The following is a 26,197-nucleotide window of genomic DNA, read 5'->3' on the forward strand; positions in this document are numbered from 1 at the left end:
CGTAGGAGTGGTTAAATGAAATTAAGCATTCAACTGAAGGACCCACAACTCAGTTATAACATCGTGGGGGCATTTGACAAGAACTTAGAGGTCTTTAAGACCTATTTTGACTATATGTTGGTGTTAAATGGGGATGAATTCCACACGGATGCGACAGATCCTAAAGTGATTTCGATGATGGAGTCGGTATTATCAGTGATGATGGCGATTGCACCAAAAGTAACCATTACGGAACGCGACGTCATCTATTTGATTAAATTAGCTGAAGCCAATGAGCTTGAACATGCAGCTGACTTGTTTCTAAGAAGAAAACAAATCATCATCAATCAACAAGGTAAACCCATCTATCCGAAAACATTCACCCAAGCGATTTATGCCGACGCCATCACGCAATCGGACATGGTCTTTGGGGTTGGACCTGCAGGGACTGGTAAAACCTATTTGGCTGTCGCTTTAGCGGTCAGCTATCTAAAAGAGAATAAGGTTAAAAAACTAATTTTGACGAGACCAGCCGTTGAAGCCGGGGAATCGTTAGGATTTTTACCAGGAGATTTAAAAGAAAAAGTAGACCCTTATTTAATTCCTTTATATGATGCCTTATATGAGTTTTTAGGGGTTGAAATGACCAATGCATTATTAGAAAAAGGGGTCATTGAAATCGCACCACTCGCTTATATGAGAGGAAGAACCCTTGAAAATGCATTCATCATTTTAGATGAAGCACAAAATACGACACATACCCAAATGAAGATGTTTCTAACCCGCTTGGGATTCTCATCTAAAATGGTCATCACAGGTGACCCTTCGCAAGCAGACTTGCCTAAAGGGGTACCTTCTGGGCTGAATGAAGCGATTCAAAAGCTTCATGACATCGACGCGATTAAAGTGATACACTTCAAACGCTTAGACGTGGTTCGAAACCCACTCGTTCAAAAAATATTAGAAAGGTACGATGACTGATGGATATTCAATTTTTCAATCAAACCACAGAAGAAACCACAAGTGCAGAACAGTTGATTACGGAGATTTTTGGTTTCATATCAGAACCCCATGAAATGAACATCGTATTTTTATCTAAAGATCAAATACAAGAAATGAATCGAAACTATCGAAATATCGATAAAGTGACCGATGTCATCAGTTTTCCAGATCAAGATGAAAACTACATTGGCGATATCTTTATTTGCTTAGACCGGGCGAGAGAACAGGCTGTAGACTACGGGCATTCAATCGAACGTGAAATCGGATTTTTAGCCGTACATGGATACTTACATTTACTCGGCTACGACCACCATACCGAAGCAGAAGAAAAGATTATGTTTGCGAAGCAAGAAGAAATCCTTAAAAAGGCTTCGCTCGAAAGGAAATCATCATGACAAAAGAACAATTGGTTCAAGAAGCCATCATCGCAAGAAAACAAACCTATTCACCTTATTCCAAATTTGGGGTTGGGGCTGCATTATTGATGAAAGATGGTAAAGTCATTCATGGCGCAAATATCGAAAATGCCTCTTATGGTTTATCCAACTGTGCAGAACGCAGCGCTTTATTTCAAGCTTATAGTTTAGGCTATCGTAAAGACGATATTGTCATGATGGCAATCACAGGGGATACCTTAAATCCAATCAGCCCATGTGGGGCTTGTCGTCAAGTGATGAATGAATTGTTGCCTAAAAACACACCGATTTATTTATCCAATTTAACAGGTAAAATCAAAGAGACATCACTCAAAGAATTGTTGCCATATTCATTTGATGAAATTGAACACCATGAAGACAAACTTTAGAAGCGGCTTTATCAGTATTGTAGGTCGTCCAAATGTCGGTAAATCGACCTTACTCAATGCCATCATCGGACAAAAGATTGCGATCACATCACCAAAACCTCAAACCACACGCAACCGAATTTTAGGGATCAAAACCACAGAAGACTACCAAATGGTATTTGTGGATACCCCAGGCATTCATAAACCCAAACATGAATTGGGGCGTTTGTTAGATCAAACCGCACAATCATCGATTGAAGGCATGGACGCGGTATTGTTTATGGTAGATGCTGAAAAAGGGTTGGCTGAAGACCACGTCATCAAGTTATTTCAGGGCATTTCATCCCCTGTCTATTTGGTCATTAATAAAGTGGATTTGCTTAAATCCAAAATTCAAATTGATAAGATTATCATCAGTTATATGAATGTATATCCGTTTGCTGGATTCTTTCCGATTTCCGCGAAAGACCATACAAACATCGATCATCTAATCGAAGAACTCGTAGGTCGCTTGCCTGTGGGTTATCCATTGTTTGAATCGTCTGAAATCACCGACCAAAGTGATTTCCAGTTGATGTCTGAAATCATTCGCGAAAAAGTGCTTTATCATACCCAAGAAGAAGTGCCACACGCTGTGGCTGTAGTAATCGAGCATACAGAAATGATCGAAGACGTCTATGAAGTTCACGCCACCATCGTGGTTGAACGAAACACACAAAAACAAATTTTGATTGGCAAAGGTGGCGATATGTTGAAACAAATCGGAACCGAAGCCAGAAAAGAAATCAATAAGATATTGAATACCAGAATTCACCTCATTTTATGGGTAAAAGTCAAAAAGGATTGGCGAAACCGACCTTCTGACTTGAAATCATTCGGCTATGACAACCACGACTAATGGGTTAATCTATAAAACCCAAGACTACAAAGAGTCGAGCAAATTGCTTTTTGTATACTCACCTTTTGGCAAGGTTACACTGGTTGCGAATGGTGTGAAAAGTTATAAACATGAGTTTCGGGTATTGTCTCAATACTTGACAGAAATCGAATTTGCCTACCAAGACAAAGAGATGTTTGCCCTATCCAAAGCCAAACTCATCGAAGGATTTGATGGACTCAAGAAGGACTATATGTGGCTTTCAAAACAAGCCATCATCTTAGAGATTGTAGACCATTTAATCACCGATGACATTGACCATGATAAGGTTTATCCACTCATGATTGAGTTATTAAAACACCCCTATGGGTACTTGATTTTCGCATTAAAACTCTTGTTTGGGTTCGGTTATCGACTCAATTTCGTCGGTGATGAGCCAACCGGGTTTTCCATTAAAAATGCCGCTGTAACGACCAAAAAAGACGGTGAATACGCCGATATCGATTTGGAGACTACCACCTTGATGGCATCTTTATATTTTTACAAAACAGGCGATGATATCACATTAGCGCCACCACAAATCAAACACATTGAACATTTCATCAAAACCTTTTATCGATACCATATGGAATACGATATCAAAGGGTTAAAAGAATAGAGAGGGTCCTTATGATCAGTTTAGAGAAGTTAGTCACTTATGCAAAAGCTACCGGTTTTATTTTCCAAGGTTCAGAACTCTATGGTGGGTTAGCGAATACTTGGGATTACGGCCCATTAGGCAGTTTATTAAAAAACAACATTAAAAAGGCATGGCTTAAAAAATTCCATGATGAGAATCGCTACAACGTCTTGTTAGATTCATCGATTTTGATGAATTCACAAGTATGGGTAGCCAGTGGCCACGTCGGTGGATTCTCCGACCCACTCACCGAATGTAAGAGCTGTAATACACGTCACAGAGCCGACAAGCTCATTGAAGATCACAGCAAAAATACAGTGAATCCAAGCGCTTGGTCACACGAACAGCTGCACAGCTATATGATGAGCGAAAAAGTCGCTTGTCCAAACTGTGGTAAAGTCAACTGGACAGAAATCAAATCGTTCAACCTGATGTTTAAAACCACCCAAGGGGTCACTGAAAGTGCGGGTAATACCGTCTATTTACGACCAGAAACAGCCCAAGGTATATTCATCAACTTCAAGAATATCCAAAGAACCACCCGTCGTAAAGTCCCATTTGGCGTATGCCAAGTCGGTAAATCCTTTAGAAATGAAATCACCCCAGGTAACTTCATTTTTAGAACCCGTGAATTCGAACAAATGGAATTGGAATTCTTCTGCAAACCAGGCACTGAAATCGAATGGTTCAATTACTGGCGTAGTTACGCGATCGAGTTTTTACAAACCTTAGGTTTAAAGCGTGAAAACTTAGAGTTACATGACCATGAGCAAGAAGAATTGTCCCATTACTCAAACGCAACCACCGACGTTTTATATCGCTTCCCATGGGGATTTGATGAACTTTGGGGGATTGCATCAAGAACAGACTTTGACCTCAATGCGCACCAAACACAATCCAAAGAAAACTTAGAATACTTAGACCCAGATACCAATGAAAAGTATTTACCATACGTCATTGAACCATCCCTTGGGGTAGAACGTCTATTGATGGCCATCTTAATCGAAAGTTATGAAGAAGAAGTGCTTTCCGATGGACAAATTAGAGAAGTTTTACACATCCATCCAGCGTTGGCCCCTTATCAAGTAGCGATATTGCCACTGATTAAAAAGAAACATGACCAATATGCCTTAGATTTATTGGATACGGTATCGAAATTTACCCAAGCGATTTATGATGAAACACAAAACATTGGTAAACGTTATCGTCGTCAAGACCAAATCGGTACCCCATTCTGTGTAACGATTGATGATGAAACATTGGAAAACCATACCGTTACCATCCGAGAACGTGATTCTATGGCTCAAACCAGAATACCATTATCCGAACTCAAAGCATTCATTTTAGATAAAACGACTTTATAATACGACAAAGGAGGTCTTTTTATGCCGATAGACCGTCATATAATCGATGAAATCAATGAAAAGACCGACATCGTAGCGTTAGTTAGTCCATATGTGAACCTGGTTAAAAAAGGTAAAAACTATATGGGACAATGTCCATTTCACGACGATAAAAGTCCATCTTTCTCGGTTTCACCAGAAAAACATTTAGCGAAGTGTATGGCTTGTGGTGAAGGGGGTTCACCCATCACCTTTTATCAAAAAATCAAAAATGTCTCTTTTCCTGAGGCAGTTAAAGCTTTAGCAACCCCACTCGGTATCAAAGTCGATGTGGAAATTGTTGAAAACCCGACCCTCAAAGAACATGAACTCATGCAAGAAGCAGCCAACTTCTACATGTATTATCTGAATAATTCTGCTTATGGAAAAACCGCACTGAGTTATTTGGAAAAACGTGGTTTAACAAGTGATGATCTGAAGCATTTTTCGATTGGGTTAGCCCCAAAAGAAAAAGATGCCTTGTTTCAAATCCTTAAAAATAAGGGGTTTGACCCTACCATGATGATGGATTTAGGCTTGGTCAAGCAACGTGAAGATGGTTCGTATTATGATTTAATGATTAAACGCATCACCTTCCCGATCCATGACACCCACGGGCGTGTCGTTGGATTCTCTGGCCGTGCTTTAGAAGATGACCCTGTAAAATACTTAAATACCCCTGAGACTAAGATTTTTAAAAAAGGGGAAGTCTTGTATCATTTGTTTCAAGCATCTAAAGACATTCGTATGCAAAAAAGAGTCATTTTATATGAAGGGTTCTTCGATGTCATCGCCTCCTATAAAAGTGGTTTAGGCAACGCTGTCGCAACCATGGGGACTGCCTTAACGAAGAAGCATGCAGAACTGCTTAAGCAAGTCACTTCAGACGTGATTATCGCTTATGATGGCGATAAAGCGGGTCAATCCGCTACCATGAAAGCCATTCCTATTTTAGAAGAAGTTCGCTTACGATGCGATATCGTGAGTCTTAAAGATGGTTTAGATCCTGATGACTTTTTAAAGAAGTATGGCGTCCCTGCATATCAAGCCGCGTTTAAAGAGACCATAGACCCATTGGTATTCAGTTATGACTACCACAAAAAGGGATTGGATTTGAATAACTCCAATGACATTCAAGAATTTAAGTCTCGCATTAAAAAAATGCTTAAATTTAAAGATCAAAGTATTAGAGAGATTTATTATCGAAAACTGGCTAAAGACATCGGGTCTAGTTATGATTCGGTGATGCCAAAGGATACCCAGTTTGGTACACCTGATCAAAAACCGGTGTTACCAAAACCAAAACCAGTGACCAATAAGTCTTTAAAGAAATACTATGGTGCGGAAATCCAGCTTTTCATCGCGATGACCCAAGATTACGATCAAGCACTTCGCATTGAACAAGCGCTTGGTACTCAATTTGTCGCCGATATGGATCTGTTTAAATTACGAGGTAGCCTGATGTTGGGTTATTATCCAAACCATGCAGTATTCGATATAGACACCTTTAAAGATATATTAAATCCAGATTTATTGAAAGCTTTCGAAACAAAAGTACTCAGTTCATTGACTTGGAAAATCGCGCCGATTTATAAAGAAGAAGCGGTGACTGAACTCTTAAGTGTGATGCAAACCATCACCATTGAAAAAGGGATGATACAGTTGCGAGAAAACATTTTAAATGAACCAGAGGCATTTACCAAAGCGAACTATGCAGAACAGTTTAAACAGCTTAAAAACTCCAAACTAAAAGGCAAGGTGAACTCATGAACCCAAACTACGAATGGATTGAAAACTTGTTAAACACCTACAAAGAAACCAAAAAAGTGCCACTCAATGATGTCTTAGAAATGACTGAACTTGAGGACCACGAATTTGATGAAATCAAGCGTGCCTTGGATCAAGCTGGTTATGAAATTACCTATGAAGAGGAAAATATCCCTCTGATTGATACCTCCGTAGATAAACCAACGGATAATTATCATCGCTATCTCAAAGAGATGGGCGAAATCAAACTATTAACACCTGATGAAGAAAAGGACATCACCAAAAAAGTGTTTATGGGTCATGAAGCCATGGCACTAGGTGTCCAATCTGACCCAGTGGCTGAACAGGCACGCCAACAAACAATTGGCATCGCTGTTGAAGCCAAAAATAGACTCATTCTATCGAACCTTCGCTTGGTCGTGTCGATTGCGAAGAAGTCCGATGGGAAAATGGAAATGTTAGACCTCATTCAAGAGGGCACCATGGGCTTGATGAAAGCCGCAGACAAATTTGATTATCGCATGGGCAATCGATTCTCTACTTACGCAACGTGGTGGATCAAACAATCGATTTCACGTGCGATTGCCAAACAATCGAAAACCATTCGCATTCCTGTGCATCTGGTAGAAAATTTAAATCGAATGGTCAGGATTAAAAATGAACTCAGATCGAAACTCAATCGAAACCCTTCGGATGAAGAAGTTGCAGAAGCATTAGGTATCACCCTTGAAAAACTGTCCAGTTACGAACAGCTATCTCAAGAAGTGGTATCATTAGATAAATCCGTCGGTACTGAGGAGGATGCAACATTGGCTGATTTTATCGCTTCCAATGTCTTGAATCCTGAAGAGTCCTACATGGCAATGAAAGAAAAAGAGCACATTTCATCGCTATTGAAACAACTAGGACCAAGAGATGAACAAGTCATGCGTTACCGTTTTGGTCTTCATGATGGGAAGTATTACACCCTTGAAGAAATAGGTTACCTCATGGGACTCACCCGCGAACGCATTAGACAAATCATTTCAAAAAGTTTGGCAACCCTTCGTCAAACCCACAAATTGCTCAAATAATAAGGAGTTACACATGAACTTAGAAAAAGTCATTGCCGATTTAATCAAACTCGGTAAAAAGAATAACAACGAAGTTAATTACAGCGATGTCATCAAACACGCCCCATTTGGGTCGCCAGATTATTTGGCAATCGAAGCGGCGTTGCTTGATGAAGACATCGATATCATGAATCTTGAAGTCGAAGAAGACATCATTGATGAGATTGAAACCCCTGCCCCAGTGGTTGTGGATGAACTCGATGAAGAGGAAGAAGAGTTGGATGAAGACATTGACTTCGATCAATTGTCTTTATCTTCACTTGAAATTGAAGACATCAAAGAAGAAGAACTGCTCAACATCGAGTCTTTACCATCATCGATTAAGGTCGATGACCCAGTGCGCATGTACTTAAAAGAAATCGGTCGTATTCCGCTGTTAACCAGCGATGAAGAAGTCGATTTGGCTGTCCGTGTCAATAATGGTCGTTTTGCACAAGAACAGTTGGATGACATGAAAAATGATCAAGTCGATATCCCTGAAGAAGAAAGACTCCAACTTGAAAACATGGTAGAAGACGCGATTTATGCGAAAAATAGATTGGTTGAAGCCAATTATCGTTTGGTCGTTTCGATTGCGAAACGTTATGTGGGTCGTGGGATGTTATTCCTCGATTTGATTCAAGAAGGTAACATGGGCTTAATGCGTGCGGTGGATAAGTTTGATCATGAAAAAGGTTTTAAATTCTCTACCTACGCCACTTGGTGGATTCGCCAAGCCATCACTAGAGCGGTTGCTGACCAAGCCAGAACCATCCGTATTCCAGTCCATATGGTTGAAACCATCAATAAATTGGTTCGTATTCAACGTCAATTGGTTCAAGAACTTTCCCGTGAACCTTCCCCTGAAGAAATTGGTGAACGTATGGGCATCACCGCTGAACGCGTTCAAGCGATTCAAAAGATTGCCCAAGAACCGATTTCGTTAGAAGCACCCGTAGGTGAAGAAGAGGACTCTTCATTGGGCGATTTTATCTCTGATCCAACCGCGCTTAATCCATATGAATATACCGTTCAAGAAATGGTTAAACGTACATTAGATGAAGTATTAGAAACCCTCACAGACCGTGAAGAAAAGGTACTTAGACTTCGTTATGGTCTTTTAGATGGTAAAACACACACACTAGAAGAAGTGGGTAAAGAATTTGGTGTCACCAGAGAACGTATCCGTCAAATTGAGTCCAAAGCTTTACGCAAACTCAGACAACCAAGTCGTCAAAAGAAACTCAAAGATTTCAACTTAACGAGAAAATAATGAATCGTATCGAAACACTCAGCCAATTAACTCAAGGCATAAACACCCTGCTAGATATTGGTACTGACCACGGTTATGTGATTATCGACGCTTTAAGACATGGGTACATTCAAAACGCTATTGCATGTGATATCAATAAAATGCCTCTAGACAATGCCAAACAAAACATCGAAGCTGCCAATCTGACAGATCGTGTGACATTTAAATTAAGCAATGGGTTTCAACACATTGATGGATCATATGATGGTGTATTGATTGCGGGTATGGGCATGCATCTGGTCAAAGATATCTTGTCTCAAAAACATGTCGCAGCCCAAAAATATATCCTCCAATCGAACAACCATGTCGATTTGTTACGGGACTATTTATCAAAGCATGATTTCAAAATAATGGATGAAGTCGCGGTTCACGATAAATTTCATTACGTGATTTTAGTATGTGAAAAAGGTAAAATGAACCTAAATGCGAAGGATATGTTCGTTGGACCAATCTTAAAAAACAAGAAAGAAGCGTTACCGTATTATCAACACCAAATGGCTGTATGGGTGAGAAATCATGCGAAAGCCAAAGGTGAAAAACAAGCCAAAATGGCTGTTGAAATCGCGTATTTAAGCGATATACTAGAATTTTTGAAACAATTATAAAGCATGCGCCCGAAAGTAATCTATTCGGGTGCTTTTTTATTGAAATCGTGTGATTTTTTAAAATATCATTACTTCTGATTACTTTTTCTTTACATTTTAGTAAAAAAAACGCTATAATGATATTGTATTAGTAAGGGGGGAATTACTATGAACGAAAAACTAGTTTTTGCACAAGACTTTGAAAGAGCGTTGCAAGGCCTAAGAAAGAGTGGAATTTACCGTCACAAAAAGTACGCTTTGAGTGATGCAGATATCACACTACTATTCTCAGTCGCATTTGGTGATCCAACGGGGATTAAACCATCCGCTATCGCAAAACGCTTGAAAGTCACATTACCAGCGATCACTCACAAGATGAACAAGCTTGTGGAAGATGGCTACTTAGCACGTAGAGATTCAAAATCGGATCACCGCGTCACTTATGTGCTTTTAACCGAAAAAGGACAAGCTTTTGTTGAAAGCGTCCAAGACGTTTACTACGCACGTATTCAAAAGTTGATGAAGCATCTTGGCGAACAAGATACGAAGACTTTATTCCGCATTTTGAATAAAATCAGTGTTGTAGGAAAAATTTAACGGTTTTAAATTCAAAAGGGATGGCGACATCCCTTTTCTATTTATAGAAGAAAATACTTTTTGATGAAAGTTTTGTCTTTACAACCGCTTTATTTTGCGTTATAATAACCATGCTGTCAAATTTGGTGCAGTAGCTCAGTTGGATAGAGCAACGGCCTTCTAAGCCGTCGGTCGGGAGTTCGAATCTCTCCTGCATCGCCATTTAAGACCTTTACAAGTCATTGACTTGCTAGAAATTGCCCATCAATGATGGGCTTTATTTTCTTTTAAGGTATAATAAGAAGAAAAGCAGTGGGTCCGGTAGCTCAATGGATAGAGCAGTACCGTCCTAAGGTAACGGTTGAAGGTTCGAGTCCTTTCCGGATCGCCACTTTAAAATAGGGGAATAAATATGAAGAAACTCAGTATTCTAATGGTTTTATCCACCTTGGTTCTCATGCTAGTAGCTTGTGTACCAAAACAGATTACAGTCACATTTGATCCACAAAATGGTTCAGCAATCACAACCATTAATCTTGACCCAGGTATGCGCGTATCTGTACCAGAAACACCCACTTTAGAAAACCATGTCTTCGTTGGTTGGTTTATTGGTGAAACCCAATTTGATTTCAATACCAAACTCGAAGATAATGTGACCATCGTTGCGAAATGGACCAAAGTCATGAGAAACGTCTCGTTCATTACGTATGGGTCTGCAGTCCCAGCACAACAAGTCCCTCACGGTGAATCTGCGAGCACACCGACAACACCAACAAGAACGCATTATACGTTCTCACACTGGGAATACAACGATGCAGTTTATGATTTTTCGACACCAGTCACCCAAAATATGGTGATTTACGCCGTTTGGAATCCAATTGTTTATGTGGTCTCATTTGAAACCAATAACGGCACAGTTATACCAAATCAAAATGTAAACTCTGGTGGGATGCCAATCAAACCTAACAACCCTGAAAAAGAAAATCATACCTTTGATGGCTGGTATATTGGTGAAACCAAATATGAATTTGATACCCCAATCACCGGTAACACCGTGATTTACGCCCGTTGGACTGAAGTTCAATACACAGGCTATTATTTGGGTATGGACGGGTTAACTGGTCCGAATTTGATCATTTTCTTGAACAATTTATTGGAACAAATGACAGGCCGTCAATATTCATTTGGGAATACAGCTTTACAAGTGACTGATCGTGATCCGAATAATAGTAGCCGTTTAATCGAATTCTATACAGGTCAATCCTACGTTGCTGCGTGGGACGGTGGTTCGACTTGGAATAAAGAACACGTATGGCCACAATCCTTGTTAGGTGAAGCAGCATCGAATACAGTGGTAAATATCGCTTCTGATTTACATAACTTAAAACCATCGAATCCGACCATCAATAGTGAAAGAAGCAACAAGTGGTATGGTCCGGTGACCAATGCGGAATCTTACCTTCCAGCACGTGCTGAAATTCGTGGTGACATTGCGAGAATGTTGTTCTATATGGATATCCGTTGGGACCAACTCGTTCTAGTCAATTTAACTGGTCTACAAAAACCATCGATTTATCAAATGGGCGACTTACAAACTTTATTATTATGGCACATTCAAGACCCAGTCGATGATTTTGAACGTAACCGTAACGATGTCATCTATGGCTATCAAGGCAATCGTAACCCATTTATTGATTACCCTGAATTGGTCAGCAAAATCTATAATTAAATTCAATCATAGACAAGTGAACTATCGAAAATAGTTCACTTTTTGTCTTTTAAAATAAACATCATGAGCGTATAATTGGACATAAAGGAGTGATTCATAATGAAAGCAGTATCCCTAAAAACCATTGAAAACATGCATGAGTCCTATCAACAAAACACGCATCAAAAGGCCATTCGACGCGCCTTAGCAAAGAACCCTATGGACTCAATCGCGTATGTTACAGAAGCCGAACAAAACACCCAATTTAGATTTTCAATCGATATTGAAACCCTACCTGTAACCAATCAAAAAGCATCTGGTCGATGCTGGTTATTCGCAGGTTTAAATATTGTGCGTGAATTGGTTGCGAAAAAATATCAACTCAAAGACTTTGAACTTTCACAAAACTATCAAGCCTTTTGGGATAAATTTGAAAAGATCAATTATTTCTTGGAAGCGATGGATGATTTTTTAACGTGCGATGGCGATGATCGCACCTTAAAACACTTATTACAAATGGGCATTCAAGATGGGGGACAATGGGACATGTTTGTCTCTCTAGTCGATAAATATGGGATTGTTCCAAAGGACCAAATGCCTGAAACCTATGCCTCTTCCAACACAGCTGCGATGAACAAACTCATCAACATCAAATTGCGCAAATACGCTGCAGAAGCGAGAATTTTAGCATCATCCCATCTATTAAAAGAAAAAGATGCCTTGAAAGCATCTGTACTTGAAGAACTCTATGGCTTTTTATGCACCAATTTTGGTGTGCCACCAACCAAGATTGATTTTGAATATGTAAATAAGCAAAATGAGTACAATAAATCCAGTTTTGATTCTCCAAAATCATTTTTTGATCATTTGGGTTTATCATTACACGATTATGTCTCTATCATCGATTCACCTACCCAAGACAAACCTTACATGAGAAGCTATACCATCGCTTATTTAGGCAATGTGATTGGTGGTAAACCGATTGTGCACTTAAACTTACCGATGTCACGCTTAAAAGAACTTGTCATTGGACAACTAAAAGATAAAGAAATCGTTTGGTTTGGTGCCGATGTGGCTAGAGATGGCGACCGTGAAAAAGGGATTTGGGATGACCAAGCCTATGATTACGAAACTGCATTTCAAATGCATTTTTCGATGACCAAAGAACAAAAATTAGACTACCTTCAAGGTGCCATGAACCACGCGATGGTCATCACGGGTGTGAACTTAGAGAATGGTCAACCCAATAAATGGAAGATTGAAAACTCCTGGGGTGCCGACCGTGGTCAAAAAGGATACTATTTGATGAGTGGTACATGGTTTGATCAAAACACATATCAAGCGGTTGTACACAAAAAATATTTAACTGAAGTCGAGTTAAATGCATATCAATCGAAACCCATTGTATTAAAACCATGGGACCCGATGGGTTCTCTAGCATAATAAAAGGACAAAACTGTCCTTTTTTTAATGGATTTTAGCGACTTGGTCGAAATCTAAACGAACTGAACGATGACCTGTGTCATCGGCAACACCAATTGATATCGCCATCACGGCTTCATGGTTTTCTAAGCCAAAAGCTTGTGGCGCATTGGCTTTATCGAATCCCCCAATTGGACAAGTATCATATCCAAAATGTCTGGCTGATAACATCAAATTCATCGCGATTAAACCAGCATCAATGTAAGCTACTTTCAATACATCGAGCGAATTTGGGTTCTGACTCTTGAAATTATTGAGTTGTTTTTCTCTAACTTCCGGACTCATGGTACCAATCGATACAGCTTTATCATAAATGGCTTCGGCGCGGCTTGCATAGCGTGTATCCACGAGGATGATGATCATCGCTGACGCGGTTTCGTATTGACTGCGATTCCATTTGAATAAATCAGAGTATTTTGCTTTCGCTTCAGCAGATTGGATGATTCGAAAAGTCCATGGTTGAAGGTTGTTGGCAGAAGGGGCTCGTAAGGCCATCTCGAAGATTGCCCTCAGGGTTGTTTCATCTATCTCAACGGGCTTATATTTACGGATTGAACGACGATTTAAAATAATGTCGTCAAATTGATTGTTTTTTGTCATGTCTATATCATTCCTTTCACAGATTCATTGTATCATATCGAAATGTTTCGATTTCGAATAATGCTTAAAAATGTACAAAACTAGGTAAATCTATACGCCATAGATGGCTTTCAGTATGATATACTTTTATTAGGTGATTATATGACAACATTTATTTTTATTAGACATGGAGAACCGCGCTATGATGAAGTTATCGCACGCGGTTACAAAAACCAAGGCTACGATTTAGGTAAACTAACGGATCGTGGTGTTTCACAGGCTGAAGCGGTAGCGAAAGAAGAGATACTGAAAGACGCTGATTTGATTGTAGCGTCCCCATACACCAGAGCCCTTCAAACCGCGGCCATCATTTCACGCATTACCCAAATCCCATTAACGGTTGAAAATGATTTGCACGAATGGATGCCGGATACAACCTTTGGTGATCGTAAAGATTTGGACCAAGCTTATCCTGAGTTCATGGCTCAAAAAGGCATTAGAACGGCTGAAACTGTATTCCCATGGGAATCCTATGAAGTATTATCCAAGCGTACACACAACGCGATTAAACCTTATTTGAAATACAAAAAAGTCATTGTCGTTTGTCATGGAATTGTGATGGGGACATTTACCGATATTGAAGATATGATTCCACACTGTGGTATCCGCGTTAAGACCTACGATGAGTCATTTTTCAGATAAGCTCATCGCGTGGTACGTGGTGAATCCACGTGATTTACCTTGGCGACAAACAGAAAACCCTTATTACATATGGGTGTCTGAAATCATGTTACAACAAACCCAAGCTGTTACCGTCATCCCTTATTACTTAAGGTTCATTCAAACCTTACCAACCATACAAGATTTAGCAGTCTGTGAAGAAGATAAACTCCTCAAGTTATGGGAAGGTTTAGGCTATTATTCTAGGGTTAGAAACATGCAAAAAACAGCCATTGAAATCATGCATAAATACGATGGTGTTTTTCCCAATACTTATGATCTATTGATTCAACTTAAAGGCATCGGCGCATACACAGCAGGCGCAATCCTATCGATCGCATTCCATCAGAAAATCAGTGCTGTCGATGGCAATGTGATGCGCGTCATTTCAAGGTATTTTGGCATTCAAGATGACATCACTTTGGATACAACAAAAAAACAAATAAACCAGTTAAACACAACCTTATTAAGTGATGAGCAACCCCATTTATACACCCAAGCCATCATTGAATTAGGCGCAACTGTTTGTACCAAACACCAACCTAAGTGCGATGTTTGTCCAGTACGATTGGACTGTATTTCAAGACAACAAAACCTTCAAAGTATCATTCCTATAAAAACAAAAGCTAAAGCCAAAAAAGAGCGTCGTTTTATCACGTTTATTTTAGAAGATGAACAAGGCAGGTTTGTGGTCGAAAAAGTCACGGATAATCTATTAAAAGGACTCTATTTATTGCCACAAGTGGAAGCCGATAGCTTGCAATACGCCATTGAAACCCTTGAATCTAGTGGATATCGTATCCAATATACCGAGCCTTTAGGTATCTACAAACATGTGTTCACGCATTTAATTTGGTACATGGATGTGTATTATGGACGCATCGATTCAAGTATAAATCATGAAACTGTCTCGTCATTTGATGAAGTACCGATGGCGACGGCACATAAACAAATCACAACAAAGGAGAAAAAGAATGTCAAGTATTAGAATGCAAGGTTCAGGGTCAATCGACCAAATCAGTGGGGCAATCTACACTGAAATCGTCCAAGGTTCGATCACAGGTGAATGCCGTTTAGACGTTAAACACCGTTTTGATAATGGTCAGACACGTTTAATGGTATTCGAAAAGTTTTATTATCGTGCTGGTAATCGTGCCAGTTTAACTGTTTTGATTACAGAAAAGGACGATCAAATCTTTGTTGACGCCATCAGTACAGGTGGCTCAACTGGTGCTCTGATTCGTTTTAACTGGGGTGCGGAAAATAGTTTTGTCGGTTTGGTTGAAAAAACGCTCAGAAATCTGGGTTTTAGATAATTAAAAGGCGCAAATTTGCGCCTTTATTCTTCAAATAGTGATTTAAATCCTGTGTGTTTATTAAGGATTTTATACACAGGTAATCCAACCACATAAGTCACACCAAACTCACCAATTGCCACATACAACATCGTTAATAAAAGTGGTAATCCCCAAACGATATGTAGGATGTAACCAACGATGATGCCGTTAAATAGGGTTGGCATAAGCAATGCGATATATTTGTTTTTGATCCATACCATGGAGACGACACTGAGGCAGGTTGCGAGAACGCCTAAGGTTAAATCGAACGGTAATTGAGGACCAGGACTATAGAGGTTGGCAACGAATGTGCCGACTGTTAAGCCTAATACAGCTTTCTTGTCAAAAAAGACAACGATCAATAATAGTTCAGCGACACGAAATTGAATTTCACCGAAGCTGATGGGTAGAAATAGAAGCACCAAAACCACATATAGTGCCGCAATCAAAGATTGGCGAATCCAATCTTTTAGGGTAAAATGAAACATATTTAGTTATTCTCCTTGTTTTGTTTTCGCAGGTAACTAGTACTGCGGGCAGAAGCCAATAACAAATATAACACTTCTGTGGTATAATTTCAATGGAAAGAGGAATATATATGGCAATTAGATTTGAACTATTACATACATGTAAACAATCTGGTGCAAGATATGGCTTGTTGCATACACCCCATGGGACGTTTGAAACGCCCATTTTTATGCCTGTAGGCACGCTTGCTACCGTTAAAACCCTAACCCCTGAAGAGATTAAAGAGGTCTCTGATGGGTTGATTTTAGGGAATACGTATCACCTATGGCTTCAACCGGGCGAAGACATCGTCAAAGCCCATGGTGGCATCCGTGGCTTTATGCACTGGGATGGCGCTTTGTTAACCGATAGTGGTGGCTTTCAAGTGTTTTCCCTCACGGATATGAGAAAGATCAAAGAAGAAGGCGTGTACTTTAAACATCACAAGAGTGGTGAATCGCTATTCTTATCCCCTGAAAAAGCCATTGAAATCCAAGAAAAATTAGGTGCAGACATCATCATGAGTTTTGATGAATGCCCACCGCATGACGCTTCTTACGAATACACAAGGGATTCATTGGCACGCACCCTCAGATGGGCTGAACGCGGTAAAAAAGCGCTCACCACAGACCAAGCTTTGTTTGGTATTGTCCAAGGTGGGTTGTATGATGATCTACGTCTTGAAAGCGCGAAAAAATTGATTGAAATGGATTTTCCTGGCTACTCCATCGGTGGATTATCTGTGGGTGAATCCAAGTCTGAAATGTATCGGATTTTGGATTTATTAAATCCAGTTATGCCTAAAGACAAACCCCGCTATTTGATGGGTGTGGGTTCGCCAGATGACCTCGTTGAAGGGGTTATTCGCGGGGTAGATATGTTTGACTGTGTACTACCGACGAGAAATGCCAGACATGGCACAGCATTCACAACCACAGGCAAAATCCAAATTCGCAACAAGCAATTTGAATGGGATATGACCTCGTTAGATCCTAATTTACAGACCCCATTTTCAAAGTATTCTAAAAGTTACATTCGCCACTTATTCAAGGCAGAAGAAATCTTGGGGATGCGTATCATGACGTATCAGAACCTAGCGTTTTTAAAACAGTTGATGAAAGAAATTCGTCAAGCGATTTTAGAAGACCGCTTACTCGATTTTAAAAAAGAATTTTTTACGCGATATGGCTATTTAAAATGAGTTGTGCTAAAATCGCTTATATATCTTTTAATTATAAGCCAATTAGTGTAAAATTAAGATAAGTTGTTTACAACAATTTTTTAGGAGGGATAGTATGGTATTTGGCGAAAACGACAACTTCAACCAAAAGCCGGTCATCAAGGTCATTGGTGTTGGAGGCGGTGGCGGTAACGCCGTCAATCGCATGATTGAAAACGATGTAAAAGGTGTAGAATTCGTAGCTGTTAATACCGATGCCCAAGTATTAAGAGTGTCTCGTGCAGAGAAACGACTACAAATTGGAAAACATTTAACACGCGGGTTAGGTGCCGGTGCGAAACCAGAAGTTGGTAAGCGTGCTGCACTGGAATCTGAAGATGAAATAAGAGCCGTATTAAGCGATGCTGATATGGTGTTTATCACTGCCGGTATGGGTGGTGGCACTGGCACAGGTGCCGCACCAATCATTGCGAGACTCGCGAAAGAAATGGGATGCTTAACGATTGGGATTGTTACCAAACCTTTCGCATTCGAAGGTCCTGCAAGAACCCAAGCAGCGATTGCTGGTTTAGAAGAACTCAAACAATTCGTGGATACGCTCATCGTCATTCCGAATGAACGACTCCTTTCCATCATTGAACCAAACACCCAAATGTTGGATGCGTTTAGAGAAGCAGACAACGTATTAAGACAAGGGGTTCAGGGGATTGCAGAAATCATCGCTGTACCTGGCTTAATCAACGTTGACTTCGCCGATGTACGCACTGTGATGGAAAATAAAGGGACAGCCCTCATGGGTATTGGGATTGCTGCTGGTGAAAACAGAGCTATTGAAGCTGCACGTAAAGCGATTCATTCGAAATTGCTCGAAGTATCGATCGATGGTGCTACCGATGCAATCGTCAATATTACTACGGGTACCAACGTCACTTTATTTGAAATATCGCAGGCTTTAGATGAAATCAGAAACGCGACAGATTTCGAACTCAATGTCATTTATGGTACAGCACTCAACGAAGACTTGAAAGATGAAATGATCGTCACCGTCATTGCGACTGGTTATGAACTCAAAGCGAAAGAATCCACCATTGATGATTTTGCGACTCAAATCTTTAAAAAGACCACCAATGATCAAGTAAAATTGACCCCATCCGGATTTGAAAAACAATCACAGATGGTAGAAGCACCAAAAGAAGAAAAGAAAACCAATAAATTGCCATCATGGCTACAGAGTAAAAAATAACGAAAAAGGGGCCATGGCGCCTTTTTTGATGAAGGAGTATTATTATGTTAAGAGCAGGCATCGTCGGATTACCAAACGTTGGTAAGTCCACATTATTTAACGCAATCACCAAGAGTGCTGCACTCGCAGCCAATTATCCGTTCGCAACCATTGACCCTAACGTCGGTGTTGTAACACTTAAGGATCAACGACTCGACGTGCTTGCGACCATGTACAAATCCGGTCGTATTGTACCAACCACAGTGGAGTTCATCGATATCGCTGGCTTGGTGAAAGGGGCTTCTAAAGGCGAAGGTCTTGGGAACCAATTTTTAAGCCACATTCGTGATGTGGATACCATCTGCCAAGTGGTGAGATTGTTTAAAGACGACAACATCATCCATGTTGAAGGTTCGGTCGATCCTTTAAGAGACATCGATATCATTCAATTAGAACTCAATATCGCTGACTACGATACCGTGATGAAGCGCATTCCAAAGATTGAAAAGAAAGCGAAAACCGCTGGCAATCCAGAAGAAAAAGAAGAGTTCGAAGTGTTGAGTAAAATCAAACAAAGTCTTGAAGACAACGTACCAATTCGCTTGATGGATTTGAGTGATAACGAAAAAGCCATCATCAAGAGCTATAATTTCTTATCCGCTAAGGCCATGATTTATATCGCTAACGTATCGGAATCTGAAATCAGAACCATTGAATCCAACCCAGTCTATCAACGTTTGGTTGAAAAAGGTCAACAAGAATCCGCCGATGTGGTGTATATTTCAGCCCAAATCGAATCTGAATTGGCACAACTCGATGATGAAGAAAAAGAAATGTTCATGGCTGAATTGGGTCTTCATGAAGCCGGTCTAGACCAATTAATTCGCACCACCTACCACCGTTTAGGACTTGAAACCTATTTTACAGCTGGACCGATGGAAGCGAGAGCTTGGACATTTAGAAAAGGCATGACTGCCCCACAATGCGCGGGCATCATTCATAGTGATTTTGAACGTGGTTTCATTCGAGCAGAAACCGTTGCTTACGACGATTTAATCAAACATGGGTCTTATCTAGCTGCCAAAGAGGCTGGACGTGTACGCCAAGAAGGTAAAGACTACTTGGTCAAAGACGGCGACGTCATGTTATTTAAATTCAATGTCTAAATTGACCCTAAATACAGAACAGATTTTATCTTCGGTATCTATGTATCCCGAAGTTCAAGTCATCTGTGCATCTAAATACGTCACTGCGCTCGAGATGAAAGAGATTTATCACGCTGGTATTCGTCATTTTGGCGAAAACCATGCGCAAGTACTATTAGAAAAGAAACAACAATTGTCAGATTTGGCTATTTGTTGGCACTTTATTGGTCACCTACAAACCAATAAAGTCAAAAAACTCATCCATGAAATCGATTATTTACATAGCTTGGATTCGATAAAGCTCGCAAAAGAAATACAAAAGTATCGAGAAACACCCCTAAATTGCTTCATCGAAGTCAATGTTGCGAAAGACATGAATAAAAATGGTGTCTTTATCGATGTATTGGATGATTTCTTAAAAGAACTCGAAAATTATGATAAAATAAAGATAGTCGGTTTCATGGCTATGGGTGTCGATGAAGATCTATCCGCGACCCAACACGTATTTGAAACACTACACGCATTAAAAACGCACTATGGTGTTCAATATTTGTCCATGGGCATGACCAATGACTATGAATTAGCCCTGTCGATGGGTACAAACTTCGTACGCATCGGTCGGAAATTCGTTTTGTGAGGTAAACTATGGCTATTTTTAGTAAATCCAAAAAATCCGAAAGTGTCTTGCCAAACTATCAAGGGGAAACCTTATCCACTGCGTTTGACCGTGTGATCTTTGAATCTTTATCCACCGATGAAGATGCTTACATCACCTCTTTAGCAACCGAGTTGATGGATGGTAACCCATTGGTACTCAATTTTGAAGAACTACAACCAGACCCTGCCAACAAAATTATGGCTTTCCTTTCTGGGGTTGTCTTCGCGATTGAAGGCGAAATCATCCAAATCAATAAGAAAGTATTTATGTTTGCCCGTCAACAAGAATTCAAAGACGGCACGTTGAAACAATTCATCGATGAATACAAAGACTGATTTTTTACGTCGTCTAAAAAACCAAAGAGATACGTTCCATCAAGACCTTTTATATCGTTTTTTAAACCCGCCAGAACGGGATTTAGTCAAATCGATATTTAAAGGTTTTCATATTTATGAGTCTAATCCAACGGCTGAATATGCACGTGTGATTGTCTCTGATGCAGTGTTAGAACCAAACTTTAAAACGACTTTACTTTGTAGTTCCTATCGGGATGAACAATTGACTCACAGAGATGTGCTAGGGGCTTTGATGCATCTAGGGATTGAACGAGATACCTTTGGTGATATTTATATCAGTGAAACCCATATTTACATTGAGGTCTTATCTGAACTCATACAAGTATTTAAAGATTTACATCAAATCAAACAGGATTTCATTTATTTTGAACCCATCGATGCTTTCCCGTCTGAATTTAAGGAAAGAAGCGAATCCATCACACTGTTTTTAGACAGCTTGCGCGTGGATGCGTTGGTTGCGAAAGCCTTTAATATCCAAAGAGAAGATGTCAAAGGTCTAATCGACCAAGAAAAAGTGAAAATCAACTATTTTCCAATACAAAAGTATACAATTTTAGTGAAACCTTATGATATAATATCAGTCAGAGGATTTGGAAGAATCATCTTAACTGACGACATTGGGACATCCAAAAGTCAGAAAATTAGAATCAAATGTGAATTGTTGCGATAACAATGGACACGGTATAGAAGTGGATGGTCAAAAGCGACTTAGGGATTGGTGCAAGCCTAAGCAAATCAATCTATATTATCACCAGCATAGCAACTGTAAACACGGCGTTAACGTGTAAGAGGGCTAGTAAGTTTTTTTTACTAGAACTAAGGTGGTACCGCGACAATGTCGTCCTTAGATATAATCTAGGGACGTTTTTTATTTTTTAGGAGGAATAACCATGGAATTAAAAGACACTTTATTATTACCACAAACCAGTTTTGAAATGCGCGGCAATTTAGGGGTAAGAGAAGTTGATTTCCAAGCAAAATGGGAAGCAATGGACTTATACAATCGCGTTTTAAAACAGAATGAAAACAACACCCCATTCGTATTACACGATGGGCCACCGTATGCCAATGGGGCCATCCACATTGGACATTCACTCAACAAAATCCTCAAAGACTTCGTGATCAGATATAAAACCATGAAGGGTTTTTATGCGCCTTATATCCCAGGTTGGGACACACACGGTCTGCCAATTGAACAAGCACTGACCAAAAAAGGTGTCAATCGTAAAGAGATGACTGTCTCCGACTTTAGAAAATTGTGTCATGACTATGCATTAGAACAAGTCAAGATGCAAAAGGTTCAATTTAAACGTTTGGGCATCTTGGGTGAATGGGATAACCCATACATCACATTGAACCCTGCATTTGAAGCCGATCAACTACGTGTGTTCGGTGTGATGGCAGAAAAAGGCCTCATCTATAAAGGGTTAAAACCTGTTTATTGGTCACCTAGTTCTGAATCTGCGCTCGCAGAAGCAGAAATCGAATATGAAGATGTTACCAGCCCATCGATTTATGTCGCATTTGATGTGGTTTCTGAACAAAGAAAAGATCAAAAACTCATCATTTGGACCACAACCCCTTGGACTTTACCAGCTAACTTAGCCATTTCTGCGAACCCAACCCTCACGTATGTGGTTGTTTTAGTGGAAGGACAACGTTATATTGTAGTGAAATCCTTGGTTGAAAAGGTTTCAGCGGTATTGAAATGGGAAAATTACACCATCGAAGAAACCTTCCCAGGTACAGACTTAGAATTCGTTCAATATGTTCACCCTCTCAATCAACGTGTTTGCCCAGTGATTTTAGGTGAACATGTCACCGATACCGATGGTACTGGTTTGGTTCATACTGCGCCAGGCCATGGTGAAGATGACTATAATGTGGGTAAAAAATACAATTTAGACATCCTCGTACCTGTCGATGATAAAGGTGTATTTACCCAAGAAGCAGGCGAATTTGCAGGGCTCTATTATGAAAAAGGGAACCCTGTCATCATTGAAAAACTACAACAATTGGGCAATTTATTACACGTTTCATATTTCAAACACAGCTATCCACATGACTGGCGTACCAAAAAGCCAATCATTTTTAGAGCAACCCCACAATGGTTCGCATCGATTGATTTATTAAAACAACCTTTACTCGATGAAATCAAACACACCAATTGGGTTCAAAAATGGGGTGAATTACGTATCCATAACATGATCAAAGACCGCAATGACTGGTGTATTTCACGTCAACGTGCATGGGGTGTACCAATCCCGGTATTTTACGCTGAAAACGGCGAAGCGATTCTCGATCAAGCGGTGATCAATCATGTCGCGAACATCGTTGAACAAGAAGGTACCAATGCTTGGTTAGACAAGGACGCGGTTGATTTGTTGCCTGAAGGCTATCAACACCCTGGTTCACCAAACGGCATTTTCAGAAAAGAAACCGACATCATGGATGTTTGGTTTGACTCAGGTTCATCCCATAAACTTTTACAAAGACGTGGTTTGTCATACCCAGCTGATTTATATTTAGAAGGGTCTGACCAGTACCGTGGTTGGTTTAACTCCTCCCTCATCACCGGGGTCGCATTATACGGAAAAGCGCCATATAAAGCGGTTGTTTCGCACGGTTTCGTACTCGATAAAGATGGTCGTGCGATGAGTAAGTCTTTAGGTAACACGACGGATCCATTGAAAATCACCTCTGAAATGGGTGCTGATATCTTGAGATTATGGGTATCCTCAGTGGAATATTCTTCAGACGTGCGCATTGGCGATCAATTGATGAAACAAGTATCCGAATCCTATCGTAAGATTCGAAATACATTTAAGTTCTTGTTATCCAATCTATTTGACTTTAACCCAGCAACTGACCGAGTGCCTTATGCACAATTGGGTTCACTCGACAAAGTCATGTTGCATAAATTAGAAGATTTAAAACAAAGCGTTTATGATGCTTTTGATGGGTATAAATTCGATGTGGTATACCGCCAAGTTAACAATTATATGATCAATGATTTATCCGCATTCTATTTGGATTACACCAAAGACATTTTATACGTAGAAGCACAAAAAGGCTTGTTACGTCGTAGCGTTCAAACGGTTTTATACGAACAATTGATGTCATTATTAAAACTATTGAACCCAATTTTACCTCACACCACCTCCGAAGCGTATTGGGCACTCCCATTCGAACATCTCGATGATGTGTATCTAGAAAGTATGCCAGACGTGGTGAGCTATCCGGATCGTCACTTAGACAACGCATTCGAAGATTTCATGGTGGTTAGAGATGAACTGCTCAAACAACTCGAAGATATGCGCAAAAACAAAGTGATTGGAAAATCATTGGAAGCCAAGGCTGTGGTGTCATTGCCGAAAGCCATGAAAGCATCGCTTGAGATGCTACACGTATCACTTACTCAAGTCTGGATGGTATCTGAAGTGACGCTCGTCGAATCCGATGTCCTCAGTGTTGTTACTGAGGTTGCAGAAGGTCACAAATGTGAACGTTGCTGGAACATTGTACCTAAAGTCAATGAATCCCACGTTTGTCCACGTTGTGAAGCGGTTTTAAAAGGTGAATAAGATGAATATACTGATCGTAAATGATGATGGTATATTGGAACCTGGGATTGAAGTCTTGGCGAAAACACTCGCACCACTAGGGGACATATATGTGGTTGCTCCAGAAACCCATCAAAGCGGCCAAGGCCATGGGATTACCATCAATGAACCCTTAATTGTTAAAGATTATGGTAACTTATATGGTGCTAAAAAAGCCCTATCTGTTTTAGGCAAACCCGCCGATTGTACGAGAATTGCAGTCGGTGTTTTGGGTGTGACCTTTGATTTGTGTGTGAGTGGCGTCAATAGTGGTTTAAATGTCGGATCAGATGTGCTTTATTCAGGTACGGTTGCGGCTGCGACAGAAGCACTCATTTTGGGGATTCCTGCAATCGCCGTTTCTGGTCCAAAGAAAAGCTTGCATATGGCTGAAAAATCGATTTATAAATTGGTGAAGTATTTGTTAGAGAACAACGCTTTAGGCAAAGAATATATTTTAAATATCAACTATCCGAGTTCGAAGTATGACATGTTTATTGGCGTGAAATGGACCACCCAAGGCAGACACCACCACGCGGCGAAATTCAATCGTGTGGGTGATAATGCTTATGAAACCGTGTACGAACTACTGGATACCACTGAAGATGAAAATAGCGATGTTACCGCGTTTAGAACAGGCTATGTTTCCATCACACCCCTATTCGAAAATAGAACCCACAACGATTTACTTCAAATCTTAGAAAACCAAAAGCAATTGAATGTCACCTCAATTTATGATAATATAATTGAGTAAGGATGTGTTTATATGAACGTGTTTGTGCTTCATTTTTTTAAGGAAAAAAGTCGAGCTTTTGATTATGAACGCATTTTGTCATTTTTTGACGATGTTCAAGAAGCCACACTCGGTGAAGTATCAGAAACTTCATCTGAAGTTCGTATGGAATATCGCCACCCCATTTTAAAAACAAAGGCCGATTTCGTTATTTCACGAAAATCAACCGTAACGGACATATACAAATTAGACCCCCAATATTTAGACGTTAATTTTAGGCTAGAAATGCCTTTAATGACGCCTTTTTATGGTGCTAAAAAAGTCTTTAACATCGTTGAACGTTTGTGTAAAGAGTTCAATTTCTCGATCTATCACGATATGTTCGAAGATGTACTCCACTTTAAGATGGAAGTGGTTGAAAAAGTATTCGACATTGTTCGTAAAGCTTATAAAGAGAAATATGGCTATCAATTGAAAAACTATTACTCTTTCAATGATCAAAAACTCAACGATTGTTTAAAATACGTGGATGAACAATACGACTTGCACCGCTATTACAAGGAATTAGACATTTATGTACCAAATTACTTTGTGGTATTGGATGAAGATCAAAAAGTACATTTTTCCATTGAATGGCGCGATAACACCGTGACATTATTCCCACCGCACATCGATTATGTCTATTTTAGAACTGGCCTTGAACAAAAAATCATCCCATTCCATGAAATCATGGCTAAAATCGATAAGATGACCACTGGGGTACCTGGATTCCTTCAAAATACCAAAGTGGTTGAACCCAAGCATTTAAAAAAAGTGATGAAAATCATTAAAAAATCTAAATTCACCCCAATCAATGCGTCATTGGTACACATTGAATTGGACCAAGTCATCGACATTTAAGGGTCAATTGTGACCCTTTTAAATACAACTGAAGG

Annotated in this window: 27 protein-coding genes and 2 tRNA genes; 27 read left to right on the forward strand and 2 right to left on the reverse strand. The window is 39.9% G+C overall.

Translation table 11 applies throughout. The annotated features are described in order from the left end of the window. The first annotated feature begins 15 nt into the window (after positions 1-15). From N7548_RS04625 to N7548_RS04695, 15 genes are all read left to right on the forward strand, one after another. Entirely contained in the window at positions 16-960 is a 945-nt protein-coding gene (locus N7548_RS04625; protein WP_263608287.1) for a PhoH family protein, read from the forward strand. Next, entirely contained in the window at positions 960-1,376 is a 417-nt protein-coding gene (gene ybeY, locus N7548_RS04630) for an rRNA maturation RNase YbeY (protein ID WP_263608288.1), read from the forward strand. Before N7548_RS04625 ends, ybeY begins: the two co-directional genes overlap by 1 nt. After that, positions 1,373-1,786, forward strand: a complete 414-nt coding sequence (cdd, locus tag N7548_RS04635; protein ID WP_263608289.1) for a cytidine deaminase — start codon at positions 1,373-1,375, stop codon at positions 1,784-1,786. Before ybeY ends, cdd begins: the two co-directional genes overlap by 4 nt. Then, entirely contained in the window at positions 1,770-2,663 is an 894-nt protein-coding gene (gene era / locus N7548_RS04640) for a GTPase Era (protein WP_263608290.1), read from the forward strand. Before cdd ends, era begins: the two co-directional genes overlap by 17 nt. Beyond that, complete coding sequence (gene recO, locus N7548_RS04645) at positions 2,647-3,300, forward strand: DNA repair protein RecO (protein ID WP_263608291.1); 654 nt, start codon at positions 2,647-2,649, stop codon at positions 3,298-3,300. Before era ends, recO begins: the two co-directional genes overlap by 17 nt. A gap of 11 nt (positions 3,301-3,311) precedes the next feature. Continuing rightward, on the forward strand, positions 3,312-4,685 hold the full coding sequence (locus tag N7548_RS04650; RefSeq protein ID WP_263608292.1) for a glycine--tRNA ligase: 1,374 nt from the start codon (positions 3,312-3,314) through the stop codon (positions 4,683-4,685). 21 nt (positions 4,686-4,706) lie between these two features. Further along, positions 4,707-6,473 carry a DNA primase gene (gene dnaG / locus N7548_RS04655; RefSeq protein ID WP_263608293.1) on the forward strand — a complete coding sequence of 589 codons (1,767 nt, stop codon included), beginning with the start codon at positions 4,707-4,709 and terminating at the stop codon, positions 6,471-6,473. Beyond that, on the forward strand, positions 6,470-7,543 hold the full coding sequence (locus N7548_RS04660; protein WP_263608294.1) for a sigma-70 family RNA polymerase sigma factor: 1,074 nt from the start codon (positions 6,470-6,472) through the stop codon (positions 7,541-7,543). Before dnaG ends, N7548_RS04660 begins: the two co-directional genes overlap by 4 nt. 13 nt (positions 7,544-7,556) lie before the next feature. Beyond that, positions 7,557-8,834, forward strand: coding sequence for an RNA polymerase sigma factor RpoD (rpoD, locus tag N7548_RS04665; protein ID WP_303645799.1), 1,278 nt, complete (start codon positions 7,557-7,559; stop codon positions 8,832-8,834). Then, a complete protein-coding gene (locus N7548_RS04670) occupies positions 8,834-9,478 on the forward strand; it encodes a tRNA (adenine(22)-N(1))-methyltransferase (RefSeq protein WP_263608295.1) in 645 nt (214 codons plus the stop codon). The genes rpoD and N7548_RS04670 overlap by 1 nt, the downstream gene beginning before the upstream one ends. 147 nt (positions 9,479-9,625) lie before the next feature. Then, on the forward strand, positions 9,626-10,054 hold the full coding sequence (locus N7548_RS04675) for a MarR family winged helix-turn-helix transcriptional regulator (RefSeq protein ID WP_263608296.1): 429 nt from the start codon (positions 9,626-9,628) through the stop codon (positions 10,052-10,054). 124 nt (positions 10,055-10,178) lie between these two features. Continuing rightward, positions 10,179-10,255: transfer RNA gene (locus N7548_RS04680), tRNA-Arg, on the forward strand. A 93-nt stretch (positions 10,256-10,348) separates the two neighbouring features. Further along, positions 10,349-10,424, forward strand: a tRNA-Arg gene (locus N7548_RS04685). 21 nt (positions 10,425-10,445) lie between these two features. After that, positions 10,446-11,762 carry an endonuclease gene (locus N7548_RS04690; RefSeq protein WP_263608297.1) on the forward strand — a complete coding sequence of 439 codons (1,317 nt, stop codon included), beginning with the start codon at positions 10,446-10,448 and terminating at the stop codon, positions 11,760-11,762. Between the two features lie 99 nt (positions 11,763-11,861). Beyond that, on the forward strand, positions 11,862-13,184 hold the full coding sequence (locus N7548_RS04695) for a C1 family peptidase (RefSeq protein ID WP_263608298.1): 1,323 nt from the start codon (positions 11,862-11,864) through the stop codon (positions 13,182-13,184). Between the two features lie 24 nt (positions 13,185-13,208). Here N7548_RS04695 and N7548_RS04700 read toward each other — a convergent pair whose 3' ends face one another. Further along, a complete protein-coding gene (locus tag N7548_RS04700; RefSeq protein WP_263608299.1) occupies positions 13,209-13,823 on the reverse strand; it encodes a nitroreductase family protein in 615 nt (204 codons plus the stop codon). Between the two features lie 141 nt (positions 13,824-13,964). On the opposite strand from N7548_RS04700, the gene N7548_RS04705 reads away from it, so the two are divergent. From N7548_RS04705 to N7548_RS04715, 3 genes are read left to right on the forward strand one after another with little or no spacing between them, the layout of a single operon-like run. Continuing rightward, positions 13,965-14,504, forward strand: coding sequence for a histidine phosphatase family protein (locus N7548_RS04705; RefSeq protein ID WP_263608300.1), 540 nt, complete (start codon positions 13,965-13,967; stop codon positions 14,502-14,504). Next, the gene (mutY, locus tag N7548_RS04710; protein WP_263608301.1) at positions 14,485-15,510 is read left to right on the forward strand and encodes an A/G-specific adenine glycosylase; all 1,026 of its coding nucleotides are present in this window, start codon (positions 14,485-14,487) and stop codon (positions 15,508-15,510) included. Before N7548_RS04705 ends, mutY begins: the two co-directional genes overlap by 20 nt. Beyond that, positions 15,497-15,838, forward strand: coding sequence for a DUF6054 family protein (locus N7548_RS04715; protein ID WP_263608302.1), 342 nt, complete (start codon positions 15,497-15,499; stop codon positions 15,836-15,838). The genes mutY and N7548_RS04715 overlap by 14 nt, the downstream gene beginning before the upstream one ends. A gap of 23 nt (positions 15,839-15,861) precedes the next feature. Here the strand turns inward: N7548_RS04715 and N7548_RS04720 are convergent, their stop codons facing one another. Continuing rightward, the gene (locus N7548_RS04720) at positions 15,862-16,347 is read right to left on the reverse strand and encodes a QueT transporter family protein (protein WP_263608303.1); all 486 of its coding nucleotides are present in this window, start codon (positions 16,345-16,347) and stop codon (positions 15,862-15,864) included. Between the two features lie 104 nt (positions 16,348-16,451). On the opposite strand from N7548_RS04720, the gene tgt reads away from it, so the two are divergent. From tgt to N7548_RS04765, 9 genes are all read left to right on the forward strand, one after another. After that, positions 16,452-17,567, forward strand: a complete 1,116-nt coding sequence (tgt, locus tag N7548_RS04725; RefSeq protein WP_373425176.1) for a tRNA guanosine(34) transglycosylase Tgt — start codon at positions 16,452-16,454, stop codon at positions 17,565-17,567. 94 nt (positions 17,568-17,661) lie between these two features. Continuing rightward, positions 17,662-18,789, forward strand: coding sequence for a cell division protein FtsZ (ftsZ, locus tag N7548_RS04730; protein ID WP_263608305.1), 1,128 nt, complete (start codon positions 17,662-17,664; stop codon positions 18,787-18,789). A gap of 41 nt (positions 18,790-18,830) precedes the next feature. Beyond that, the gene (gene ychF / locus N7548_RS04735) at positions 18,831-19,934 is read left to right on the forward strand and encodes a redox-regulated ATPase YchF (RefSeq protein ID WP_263608524.1); all 1,104 of its coding nucleotides are present in this window, start codon (positions 18,831-18,833) and stop codon (positions 19,932-19,934) included. Next, complete coding sequence (locus N7548_RS04740) at positions 19,927-20,550, forward strand: YggS family pyridoxal phosphate-dependent enzyme (RefSeq protein ID WP_263608306.1); 624 nt, start codon at positions 19,927-19,929, stop codon at positions 20,548-20,550. The genes ychF and N7548_RS04740 overlap by 8 nt, the downstream gene beginning before the upstream one ends. Before the next feature lie 8 nt (positions 20,551-20,558). Next, positions 20,559-20,906, forward strand: coding sequence for a cell division protein SepF (sepF, locus tag N7548_RS04745; RefSeq protein WP_263608307.1), 348 nt, complete (start codon positions 20,559-20,561; stop codon positions 20,904-20,906). Next, positions 20,890-21,597 carry a YlmH/Sll1252 family protein gene (locus N7548_RS04750; RefSeq protein ID WP_263608308.1) on the forward strand — a complete coding sequence of 236 codons (708 nt, stop codon included), beginning with the start codon at positions 20,890-20,892 and terminating at the stop codon, positions 21,595-21,597. The genes sepF and N7548_RS04750 overlap by 17 nt, the downstream gene beginning before the upstream one ends. A gap of 220 nt (positions 21,598-21,817) precedes the next feature. Continuing rightward, positions 21,818-24,511 (forward strand): isoleucine--tRNA ligase, encoded by a 2,694-nt coding sequence (gene ileS / locus N7548_RS04755; RefSeq protein ID WP_263608309.1) that lies wholly within the window; start codon positions 21,818-21,820, stop codon positions 24,509-24,511. A gap of 1 nt (position 24,512) precedes the next feature. After that, positions 24,513-25,283 carry a 5'/3'-nucleotidase SurE gene (gene surE, locus N7548_RS04760; RefSeq protein ID WP_263608310.1) on the forward strand — a complete coding sequence of 257 codons (771 nt, stop codon included), beginning with the start codon at positions 24,513-24,515 and terminating at the stop codon, positions 25,281-25,283. Positions 25,284-25,295: 12 nt separating this feature from the next. Further along, positions 25,296-26,162, forward strand: a complete 867-nt coding sequence (locus tag N7548_RS04765) for a hypothetical protein (RefSeq protein ID WP_263608311.1) — start codon at positions 25,296-25,298, stop codon at positions 26,160-26,162. Positions 26,163-26,197 lie beyond the last annotated feature (35 nt).

It is taken from the genome of Paracholeplasma manati (assembly GCF_025742995.1).
In the GTDB taxonomy this organism is placed as follows: Bacteria; Bacillota_I; Bacilli_A; order Acholeplasmatales; family UBA5453; genus Paracholeplasma; species Paracholeplasma manati.